General features: G+C 64.4%; 11 protein-coding genes. 4 read left to right on the forward strand and 7 right to left on the reverse strand.

What is annotated here, in order from left to right; genetic code table 11:
- Position 1: 1 nt before the first annotated feature.
- A complete protein-coding gene (locus U5A52_RS26970; protein WP_158757322.1) occupies positions 2-853 on the reverse strand; it encodes an AAA family ATPase in 852 nt (283 codons plus the stop codon).
- Positions 854-1,283: 430 nt separating this feature from the next.
- Here U5A52_RS26970 and U5A52_RS26975 point away from each other — a divergent pair, with 430 nt between their 5' ends.
- Together U5A52_RS26975 and U5A52_RS26980 are read left to right on the forward strand one after the other, a co-directional pair.
- Entirely contained in the window at positions 1,284-1,649 is a 366-nt protein-coding gene (locus U5A52_RS26975; protein ID WP_321936817.1) for a c-type cytochrome, read from the forward strand.
- Between the two features lie 18 nt (positions 1,650-1,667).
- A complete protein-coding gene (locus U5A52_RS26980; RefSeq protein ID WP_321914726.1) occupies positions 1,668-2,063 on the forward strand; it encodes a cytochrome c in 396 nt (131 codons plus the stop codon).
- Between the two features lie 130 nt (positions 2,064-2,193).
- Here the strand turns inward: U5A52_RS26980 and U5A52_RS26985 are convergent, their stop codons facing one another.
- The 3 genes from U5A52_RS26985 to rsxB form a co-directional block, all read right to left on the reverse strand.
- The gene (locus U5A52_RS26985) at positions 2,194-2,628 is read right to left on the reverse strand and encodes a DUF1841 family protein (protein WP_158757325.1); all 435 of its coding nucleotides are present in this window, start codon (positions 2,626-2,628) and stop codon (positions 2,194-2,196) included.
- A 78-nt stretch (positions 2,629-2,706) separates the two neighbouring features.
- Positions 2,707-3,351 carry an endonuclease III gene (gene nth, locus U5A52_RS26990; RefSeq protein ID WP_321936818.1) on the reverse strand — a complete coding sequence of 215 codons (645 nt, stop codon included), beginning with the start codon at positions 3,349-3,351 and terminating at the stop codon, positions 2,707-2,709.
- A gap of 36 nt (positions 3,352-3,387) precedes the next feature.
- Positions 3,388-4,233 (reverse strand): electron transport complex subunit RsxB, encoded by an 846-nt coding sequence (gene rsxB, locus U5A52_RS26995; protein ID WP_321914724.1) that lies wholly within the window; start codon positions 4,231-4,233, stop codon positions 3,388-3,390.
- Between the two features lie 460 nt (positions 4,234-4,693).
- On the opposite strand from rsxB, the gene U5A52_RS27000 reads away from it, so the two are divergent.
- Positions 4,694-5,326 (forward strand): TetR family transcriptional regulator, encoded by a 633-nt coding sequence (locus tag U5A52_RS27000; RefSeq protein WP_321914723.1) that lies wholly within the window; start codon positions 4,694-4,696, stop codon positions 5,324-5,326.
- A gap of 129 nt (positions 5,327-5,455) precedes the next feature.
- On the opposite strand, the gene U5A52_RS27005 is transcribed toward U5A52_RS27000, so the two are convergent.
- The 3 genes from U5A52_RS27005 to U5A52_RS27015 form a co-directional block, all read right to left on the reverse strand.
- Positions 5,456-6,763, reverse strand: a complete 1,308-nt coding sequence (locus tag U5A52_RS27005) for a polyhydroxyalkanoate depolymerase (protein ID WP_321914722.1) — start codon at positions 6,761-6,763, stop codon at positions 5,456-5,458.
- 226 nt (positions 6,764-6,989) lie between these two features.
- Entirely contained in the window at positions 6,990-8,852 is a 1,863-nt protein-coding gene (locus tag U5A52_RS27010) for a glycoside hydrolase family 15 protein (protein ID WP_321936819.1), read from the reverse strand.
- Between the two features lie 185 nt (positions 8,853-9,037).
- Entirely contained in the window at positions 9,038-9,187 is a 150-nt protein-coding gene (locus U5A52_RS27015) for a DUF3096 domain-containing protein (protein WP_158757331.1), read from the reverse strand.
- Between the two features lie 232 nt (positions 9,188-9,419).
- Here U5A52_RS27015 and U5A52_RS27020 point away from each other — a divergent pair, with 232 nt between their 5' ends.
- Positions 9,420-10,712 (forward strand): lactonase family protein, encoded by a 1,293-nt coding sequence (locus U5A52_RS27020; RefSeq protein ID WP_415774061.1) that lies wholly within the window; start codon positions 9,420-9,422, stop codon positions 10,710-10,712.
- Positions 10,713-10,746: the final 34 nt, after the last annotated feature.

Here is a 10,746-nt window from a genome sequence, read left to right on the forward strand (position 1 = left end):
GTCAACGGTTGTGGCGGTTCATGTAGATGAGGCGCTCGAACAGCGTCATGTCCTGCTCGTTCTTGAGCAGTGCGCCCGCGAGCGGCGGCATGGACTTCGAGCCGTCGGCCGCGCGCAGCGCCGAGGGCGGAATCTCTTCCGCGAGCAGGAGCTTGAGCCAGTCGAGCAGTTCGGACGTAGACGGCTTTTTCTTCAGGCCCGCGACGTTGCGCAGTTCGAAGAAGCTTTCCATCGCCGCGTTGAGCAGTTCCTTGCGGATGCCCGGATAGTGCACCTCGACGATGCGCTGCATCGTGGCCGGATCGGGAAAGCTGATGTAGTGGAAGAAGCAGCGGCGCAGGAAAGCGTCGGGCAGCTCCTTCTCGTTGTTCGACGTGATGATCACGAGCGGACGCTGCTTCGCCTTGATGAGCTGGCGCGTCTCGTACACGTAGAACTCCATGCGGTCGAGTTCGCGCAACAGGTCGTTCGGGAACTCGATGTCGGCCTTGTCGATCTCGTCGATCAGCAGCACGCTTTGCTCTTCCGACTCGAACGCCTGCCACAGCACGCCTTTCACGATGTAGTTGGCGATGTCCTTCACGCGCTCGTCACCGAGCTGCGAGTCGCGCAGGCGCGAGACCGCGTCGTACTCGTAGAGCCCTTGCTGCGCCTTCGTGGTGGACTTGATGTGCCACTGCATGAGCGGCATGCCCAGCGCCGCGGCCACTTCTTCGGCCAGCATGGTCTTGCCCGTGCCGGGCTCGCCCTTGATGAGCAGGGGGCGCTTCAACGTGATCGCGGCGTTGACCGCAAGCTTGAGATCGTCGGTGGCGACGTACTGCGATGAGCCTTCGAAACGCGTGGCGCGCATGGTGAATCCGCTCGCTGGGAAAAAAATCCCAGTATAAGTCAGATGGGGTGTTGCGTCGGCGCGCCACCGCGTATCGTTGGGTCCGCTCTTTGGGGCACGGTCACGCAGGCTCAGAGGCGTCTGCGGCGAGCGCGCGGCGAGTCCGTTGTGTGTGCCAGGGTTCCTCCGGGTTGCTTGCCAGCGAGCCTGCGCGACACGGCGCTGCGTGGCCGCCCGGTGGGCCCCGCCGGCCTGCCGCAGGGCCCCGTCAGGCGCTCCGAGGCCCGCCAGGCGTGGCGCGGCCGGTGGACGGCCGCTGCGGCGTCGCGGTATACTCGGACCGATTTTTTTCGGCCTGCACGGCGACCCCAAAAGTAAAACAGCAGTAATGCGGCGCAGGCCGTGGCCTGCGGTTCGGGCGTTCGAATCCCCTCAAGCCAGGTTGGATGCTATGAAAAAAATTGTCGGCAAGCACGTCATCACGGGCGCAGTAACCATGCTGGCGTGCTTCGCGGTCACGGCTCACGCGGACGTCGTGGGCAACGCGAAGGCGGGTCAGGACAAGGTGGCGATGTGTATCGGCTGTCATGGTATTCCCGACTACCGCACCGCTTACCCCGAGGTCTACCACGTGCCCATTCTGGGCGGCCAGAACGCGCAGTACATCATGAACGCGTTGCTCGCCTACAAGAAGGGCGACCGGCATTTCGAGACGATGCACGCGATCGCGTCCTCGCTCACCGAACAGGACATCGCCGACATCGCGGCCTACTATGCGTCGCAAACGGCCGCGTCGAAAGACAATCCGAATAAATAACCGGCAGGTGGAGAACCCATGAACAAGCCCTACACGGCTATGCCTTCGTTTGCCGGTGCAACCATCAAGCTCGCGGGCACCGCTCTCGCGCTGGCCGCCGCGCTCGCGCTGAATCCCGCGCACGCGGCCGACGTCTCCAACGGCAAGGCCCTCGCCGACAGCCACAACTGCGCGGCCTGCCACGGCCCGGGCCTGAACAAGCCCGTGAGCCCCGAATATCCGAAGCTCGCCGGCCAGCATGCCGACTACATCTACTGGGCGCTGCGCCAGTACCAGATGGGCACAGGCAATCCGCACCTTGGCCGCAACAATCCGATCATGCAGGCGCAGGTGCAGAGCCTCTCGCAGAGCGACATGAAGGATATCGCCGCGTACATCGAGTCGCTCGGCGGCGACCTCGTCAACAAGAAGTAGGCGTGAGTGCGGCGCGCGTCATGCGTGCCGCATCATGTGAAACACCCCGCGTGGGCCTCGTTTTCGGCGAGGCGTTCGCGGGGTGTTTTTTTTGCGGCGTCGTTGGCTTCAGTCGCGCTTTCGTGCGTTCTCAGTCGCGTGAAGCGCGGCGCTCGATGCGCATGAGATAGGCGTCCGTGTCGGGGGGCGTGTTCGTGCGCTGCGCTTCCCAGATCGTTTCGCCGAGGCACTCCATGATCGCGTGCTGCGCGTCGTGCGTGGAGCCCATGCGTGCGGCGAGCCGGTCGTGTGCCGCGCGGATGCCGGGCGGCTGGTCGATCGACAACTGCTCGCTGATCGCGAGGTGCATCGACAGATGCAGGAACGGATTGCTCTGGCCGCGCTCGGGCGAGTAGTCCTGCGCGGCGGCCGCATCGGCGTCGGCGAGTTCGGCGTGATATTCCGGGTGCTCGACGATCCAGTCGGCGGCGATCGCCTCTAGCGGCGTGAGGATTTCGCCCGCACGCTGCTTGCGCCAGGTCTCGGTGAAAAAGCGGCGGACTTCGTCGCGGCTGGGATTGAACATCTTGAGTCGGTCGAATGGGGGATGCGGCGTCGTGCAACGCGTGAACTCGTTATTTTACGCCCGGGGGCTCGCGCTCGCTCAGAGCTCCGGCGGCGGCGTCTTCGGCTTGAACTCGCACAGCGGCTCGATTACGCAATGCCAGCATTCGGGGCGGCGCGCCTTGCACACATAGCGCCCGTGCAGGATGAGCCAGTGATGGGCGTCCTGGAGGAACTCCGGCGGCGTGAATTTTTCGAGCGCGGTTTCGACGGCGCGCACGTCCTTGCCGGGCGCGAGCCCCGTTCGGTTCGCAACCCGAAAGATATGCGTGTCGACGGCGATGGTCGGCTGGCCGAACGCCGTATTGAGCACGACGTTCGCGGTTTTGCGTCCCACGCCGGGCAGGCCTTCGAGCGCCTCACGCGTTGGCGGCACCTCGCTGCCGTACTGCTCGATGAGAATGCGGCAGGTCGCAATGACGTTTTTGGCCTTGGTGCGATACAGGCCGATCGTCTTGATGTAATCGGCAACGCCTTCTTCGCCGAGCGCAAGCACCGTCTCCGGCGTGTTGGCGACCGGAAACATCCTGCGCATGGCCTTGTTCACCGAAACGTCGGTGGCCTGCGCGGAGAGCATCACGGCAATCAGGAGTTCGAACGGCGTGCTGAACTCCAGCTCGGTCGTGGGGTGCGGATTGAGGCTTTGCAGCGTTTCGTAGATGGCGCGGCGCTTGGTGGCGTTCATGCTCGTTGTGCGTGGGGCCTTTGGCAGTGCGATGCGCTAGCGCGCGGGCTTGTCGTCGTCGGGCGCCGGGTTCGCTGCGTCCGATGCATTCGACTCGATACCGATACGCTTGCGGCGCGCCTCGGCGGCGTCGATCTGCGCTTGAACATCGGCGCTCACGTGCTCGACGTTGCGCGGTCCCACACCCTGTTCAGCCAGTTCCGCCTTCTTGCGGCGTGCACGTTCGAGCGCCGCCTGGATGATCGCTTTCTTCTTCGCTTCGGCGTCGTCGGCGGAGGGGCTTGCGGGCTGCATGGCGGTGTCTTGCGGTGCCGGGGCGGCAGGCGCGCTCGTGGCCGCGCGGCGTGCCGCGGCGCGCGCTTCGGCCGCATTGCGTTCGGCGGCCTGGCGCGCTGCGCGCCGGTCATGTCGCACGCGGGCTTCGTCGGCCTGCTGTTGTGTCCATGCGTCCCAGCCGGTTGCTTCGCCCGTAACAGGAATCATTGCGATGCAGTCGACCGGGCAGGGCGCGACGCACAGGTCGCAGCCCGTGCACTGATCCTCGACGATCGTGTGCATCTGCTTGGGCGCGCCCACGATCGCGTCGACGGGACATGCCTGCATGCACAGCGTGCAGCCGATGCACAGTTGTTCGTCGATGAACGCCACGGGACGCGGGCGTTCCACGCCGTTGTCCGGATTGATCGGGATGACGGGTTTGCCGAGCAGTTTCGCGAGGCGCTCAACGCCTTCGAGACCGCCGGGCGGACACTGGTTGTAATTGGCGGTGCTGGCTGCCACGGCTTCGGCATAGGGCCGGCAGCCGTCGTAGCCGCACTTCGTGCATTGGGTCTGGGGCAGCAGATCTTCGATGCGATCTGCGAGTGTTTTGGAATCGTTCACGTTCGCTACATCGGGGCGGGGCGGGCGGTGGCGCGACCTTGGGCGCACATGGCCATGCGCAGGGTTACGCGGCTGGCCTGACAGGGCGCACACGCACAGCGCCAAAGCTTGCATTATCGCCGATTTCCCGCATTGCCATCGGCGGGCCATGTGCCATAATCAAAGCGCTTAATGCGAAGCGCTTTGCGGTTGAGGGGGAATCAGTAGACGTAAAAGCGTGGCGCAATGCATGGGCGGCTGGCATGGCGTCTTGCATGAAGCGACAGGGGGAAGAACGGTGTCGGCTCGCAACGACATCAAACAAACAAGAAGGAACGCAAGACCGTAGGTCGGAGGGTGTCTGTCCATTAACCTGGCGCGCCCCGCACAACGTTTGTCGATCCCAGGGCTAGGAGAGGCCCGGCGTGGTACCGCCCGACAACGTAAACCGGACAACGCGGCTTAACGAGATCCTGCCACCATGAATCAGCCAAAAATCAAAAGAGATCCTGAAGGCACACGCCGCCGCATTCTGCTCGCCGCGGCGGAAGAATTCGCCAATGGCGGCCTGTTCGGCGCACGCGTCGACCAGATCGCGCGACGCGCGGAAACCAATGAGCGCATGCTCTACTACTACTTCGGCAGCAAGGAGCAACTGTTCACGGCAGTGCTTGAGCACGCATTCGGCGCGCTCAACGAAGCCGAGCGCGCGCTCGATCTCGCGGGGCTTGCACCCGTCGAGGCGATCACGCGGCTTGCGCATTTCGTGTGGGACTACTATCGAGACAATCCGGAACTGCTGCGGCTCGTGAACAACGAGAATCTGCACGAGGCGCGCTATATGCAGAAGTCCACACGAATTCGCGAGATGATCTCGCCGATCGTCGCGACGCTCGGCTCGATCCTCACACGCGGCGAGTCTGCGGGACTGTTCCGCCCGAGCATCGATCCACTGCGGCTTTATGTGACGCTCTCGGGTATGGGTTACTACATCGTATCGAACCGCTATACGCTGAACGCCACGCTCGGTCGTGACTTCAGTTCGGCTGCCGAGCGCGCGGAAATGATTCAGCTCAACACGGAAATGCTGCTCGCGTATCTGATGCGCAAGTAGCGCAAGTTGCGCAAGCGAAGCGCACGAGATCGTTTCACGCTCCACAAACGCCGCGCGCCGTCCAGGGACGGCGCGCGGGTTGTGCTGCTGGCGCGTACTGCGTGCGCTCGCATGGAGCGCGCGTCTGCGTCAGGCGACAGCGCCTTGTGCGGAGCGGCCGCGGGCAGGCGTTTCTTTGCCCGATTGGCCGGCGCCCTGCTGGTGTTGACGGATGAAATCGCGCAGTTGCGGATAGATGATCGTGCGCCAGCGGCGGCCCGAGAAGATGCCGTAGTGGCCGCACTTCTCGGCGGTCAGATGATGCCGGTTCGCCTCGGGAATGCCCGTGCACAGGTCGTGCGCGGCGCGTGTCTGGCCCGCGCCCGAAATGTCGTCGAGCTCGCCCTCGATCGTGAAGAGCGCCGTGTCGCGAATGTCCTGCGGACGCACGCGTTCGCCGGCCACGTCCCACGTGCCTTCAGCGAGACTGAAATCCTGGAACACAGTGCGGATGGTCTCGAGGTAATACTCGGCGGCCATGTCGAGCACCGCGTTGTATTCGTCGTAGAACTGGCGATGTGCTTCGGCGTCCTCTTCGTCGCCGCGCAGCAGGCTCTTGTAGAAGTCCCAATGCGCCGTAGTGTGACGGCCCGGATTCATTGCGACGAAACCCGCGTGCTGCAGGAAGCCCGGATACACCTCGCGCCCTTCGCCCGGATAGTTGGCCGGCACCGTATGGATCACGTTGTTCGCAAACCAGTCGAGCGAGTGTTCGGTGGCGAGCGAGTTGACGGCGGTGGGGCTGCGGCGCGCGTCGATCGGGCCGCCCATCATCGTCATCGTGAGCGGGGTGTCTTCGCCGCGGCTCGCCATGAGCGAGATGGCCGCGAGCACGGGCACCGTCGGCTGGCAAACGGACAGCACGTGCAGGTTCTTCGCGCCGATATGGCGGATGAATTCCTGGATGTACGCCACGTAGTCGTCGAGATGGAACGCACCGGCTTCGAGCGGCACCATGCGCGCGTCGATCCAGTCGGTGATGTACACCTTGTGGTCCTGCAGCAGGGTGCGCACGGTGTCGCGTAGCAGCGTGGAGTGGTGGCCCGAGAGCGGCGCGCACACGAGCACGCTCGGCTCGTCCTTGAGCGCGGCCACGGCGCCGGTGTCGTCGGCGTAGCGCTTGAAGCGCAGCAGGCGGCAGAACGGCTTTTCGATGATGGTCTGCTCGACGATCGGAATATTGAAGCCGTCCTTCACGATCTGGCGAATGTTGAACTCGGGCTTCTCGTAGTCCTTGCCGAGGCGATAGAGCAGTTCGTAGCCCGCGGCGAAGCGCGTGGCGCCCGGCACGAGTGAAAACGGGCTCGTCGGATTCGAGAACGATTTCGAGGCGGCCTGGGCCCAGGCGGTCAGCGGGCTCAACAACGCACGCTGGAATTCACGGATTTGATAGAGCATGGGCGCTCCGGCATCTTCAAGGAGCGGTTCGCACCCGGGTCGCGCGCGGGTGAGGCGCGGAACAGATGCGGGCCGGCAAGGTTGGTCGGTCAGTCAATCAGGTTGTTTATCGGCCGCCGCCCGGCGGGCTTTAGCGCGGGCGGTACTGTTCTGCGCCTGGCCGTTGTGCAACGCAGCATGCCTAGTGTACCCCAGCTCGCAAAAACGTCCAGGCGCTTTCGAACATTTACGATGCGGATGCAACAGCTGGCTCGGCCGACGCGCCGTCGACCGCCGGATGTCCCGTTTCCTTCGCCATGTCCTGTTCATGCCGCATGAGGTTCAAGCCGGTATGCACGAGCGCCACATGCGAGAACGCCTGCGGGAAGTTGCCGACCAGACGCCCCGCAATGGGGTCATATTCCTCGGCGAGCAATCCCATGTCATTGGCGAGCGAGAGCAGGCGCTCGTACATGCGGCGTGCGTCGTCCATGCGGCCTTGCAGGGCCAGGTTGTCGACCATCCAGAAACTGCACGCAAGGAAGGTGCCTTCCCCGGGCGGCAGTCCATCGTTGAATTCGGTGGTGCGGTAGCGCATCACAAAACCTTCACACATCAGATCGCGCTCGATCGCCGCGACCGTGCCCGCAATGCGAGGATCTGCCGCAGGCAGGAAGCCGACCAGCGGCATGAGCAGCAGGCTCGCGTCGAGGTCGGTGCCGCCGTAGATCTGCGTGAAGGAGTTCAGATCCTTGTTGAAGCTGCGCTCGCAAATGGTCGCGTGTATCGTCGAGCGCAGTTCGCGCCAGTGATCGAGCGGGCCGGGCAGGTCGAATTTTTCCGCCGATTTGATCGCGCGGTCGAACGCGACCCACGCCATCACCTTCGAGAACGTGAAGTGCTGGCGGCCGCCGCGCGTTTCCCAGATGCCTTCGTCGGGCGCGGTCCAGATCGTTTCGAGGTGTTCGAGCATCGCGCACTGGATCGACCACGCGGTGTCGTCGGCCTGCAGGCCGCCCACGCGCGCGAGGTGCAGTGCGTTCATCACTTCGCCGTACACGTCGAGCTGCAGCTGGCCGACTGCGTTGTTGCCCACGCGCACGGGCTTCGCGCCTTCGTAGCCGGGCAGCCAGTCGAGTTCGAATTCGGGCAGGCGGCGCTCGCCGGCAAGCCCGTACATGATCTGCAACTGTGACGGCGAGCCCGCCATCACGCGGCCCAGCCACGCACGCCATGCGCGCGCCTCGTCGTAATAGCCGCCGCGCATCATCGCAAGCAGCGTGATCGTCGCGTCGCGCAGCCAGCAGTAGCGGTAGTCCCAGTTGCGCGTGCCGCCCAGTTGTTCGGGCAGCGACGTGGTGGGCGCGGCGACGATGCCGCCGGTGGGCTCGTAGGCCAATGCCTTGAGCGTGATGAGCGAGCGGCGGATCGGTTCGGCCCAGCGGCCTTCCACCGTGCTGCGCGAGGCCCATTCGGTCCAGAAGTTCTCCGTGCGCGCAAGCGCCGTGAACGGGTCGCGCGGCGGCGGCAGACGCAGGTGTGAGGCGGCGTAGGAAAGCGAGAACGGCACGCGTTCGCCTTCTTTCACCTCGAATTGCGCGACCGTGTGCATGTTTTCGCCCTCGAGGTCGACCGGTGTGCGCAGCACGACCGTGTCCGGGCCCACCGTCGCCTTGATGCCGCTTTCGTAGGTGAGACGGCTGACCCACGGCACCGAAAAGCCGTAGTCGAAGCGCAGCACGAGCTGGCTTTCCATGCGCACGGTGCCGCGCCGCCCCACGACGATACGCACGAGTTCGGACCAGCCGTTGCCAGGCGGCATGAAATCGATGAGCGTGACCGCGCCCTCGGGCGTTTCGAAATCGGTTTCGAGGATCAGCGTGTCGCCGCGATAGCGGCGCGTGGTCTTGATCTCGACTTTCGCGCCATCAGCGGGCTGGGCGGGCGCGATGAGCCAGCGGCCGTTCTCCTCGGTGCCGAGCAGGGCGGCGAAGCAGGCGCCAGAGTCGAAGCGCGGCCAGCAGAGCCAGTCGATGGAGCCGGCGCGGGAAACGAGCGCGGCCGTGTGGCCGTCGCCGATCAATGCATAGTCTTCAATGGGTGCGGGCATAGTAAGCAGATTGACAGCGTTGCTCGAAAACGAAAGCCGCTCGCCGCGTGCAGGACAGTGCGCGCGGCATGCACGCACAAGAGTAGTGGCAGCGGGGCCGCCTGCGCAATGCGTTTTGCGCGGCAGCACGTGCAAATACTCATCTCGCCGGCGTCAACAAACGTTGGCGAGCGTGACGAGGCGCGTCACAGATGGCCGTTTACGCCGAATAGCCCGATGATCCCGATGATGATCAGATACAGCGCGACGATATAGTTGAGCAGGCGCGGCACGGCAAGAATCAGAATGCCTGCGATGAGCGCGACGAGCGGCCCGATGGCGACGTGAATGTTCATGACGGCTCCCTGATTGCGGCGGGTTTCGATCGTTTGCGTTGATCCCTTTTTGCTGCGATTTTTCGCGCCTTTTCCGCGCGACTCGTTGCTGCGCGCCGGCGGGGCGGGCGTTTGCGACCTCTCTTATACTGGGTCGGTGTCTCATGTATCAGACGAAAGCGAGACGGGTACGGTCAGCGTCGCGACGAGGGCCGATCCGCTTTACTGCATCGACAAGAAAAAGGAGGTCGACATGTTCCTTCGCCGTGCCGCCGCAAACGCCGTGCCCGCGCCCTCCCGTTCCACTGCCCGTGCGCGCGGACCCGCGCATCTCCGCGCACATCTCCGCGCACGTCTCCTCAGCCAGCTCATCAAAGGTGTTGTCATCATGGCTTCCGTCGCCGCGACGCATGCGTTCGCGCAATCCGCATCCACGACCGCGTCCGCAGGCGGCGTCTACAACCTGATCGTCGGCACGTATACGGGCGGCAAGAGCGAGGGCCTCTACGTCTACCACTTCAATACGCAAACTGGCGACATGCAGCCGGTCAGCGTAGCGAAGACGGTGAATCCCTCGTTTCTCGTGGTGAGCAAGGACAACCGCTTTGTCTACGCCGTGAACGAACTGCCCGGCGACAACGGTCCCGCCAGCCTGCGCGGCGACGTGAGCGCATTCGGCTTCGACGCCGCGAGCGGGCAGCTCACGTTTCTCAACAAGGTGTCGGCGCAGGGCAACGATCCGTGCTACCTGAGCCTTTCGCCGGATGGGCGCTATCTCTTCGTGGCGAACTATTCGGTCGCGGCCGACCCCGGCGGCAGCTTCGCCGTCCTGCCCGTGCAGCAGGACGGCAAGCTTGGCGAGTCCGTGCTGACCGTGCATCACGAGGGCGGTGGTCCCGTGAAGGGGCGTCAGGACAACGCGCACGTGCACTCGACGGTGTTTTCGCCGGACGGCCACTATCTCTTCACCCAGGATCTCGGCACCGACAAGCTGTGGACCTACCTTTACACGCCAGACGGCAGCCGCGGGCTCGTGAGCCCGACCGAGTGGCGCTATACCGACGTGAAGTCGGGCAGCGGTCCGCGCCACCTGATCTTCGGCAATGACGGCCGTCACGCATATCTCACGAGCGAGCTGACCGCCACCGTGACGGTGTTTGCGTACCACGACGGGCATATGAAGCTCGAGCAGGTCGAGAAGCTGGCGGAGCCGGGCTTCAAGGGCACGCAGGGCGCGGCGGCGCTGCATCTTTCGCCGGACGGCAAGTTCCTCTACGTCTCGAATCGCGGCGACGCCAACGACATCTCGATCTTCGCCGTCGATGGCGACAGCGGGAAGTTAAAGCGCGTGGGTCGCCAGTCGAGCCTTGGCAAGTCGCCGCGCGAGTTCGCGATCGACCCGACCGGGCAGTGGCTCATCGTCGGCAACCAGAACAGCGATACCGTCTACGTGTTCCGCCGCGATCAGCAGACCGGTTTGCTGGAGCCGAACCCGAAGCGCGTCGAGATCGGCTCGCCGGTCGATTTCAAGTTCGTCGCGCGGTAACGCGCGCGTGTGTTGAGTTGAAGAAAAAAGGCGC

The organism is Paraburkholderia sp. J8-2, from assembly GCF_905220195.1.
GTDB lineage: Bacteria > Pseudomonadota > Gammaproteobacteria > Burkholderiales > Burkholderiaceae > Paraburkholderia.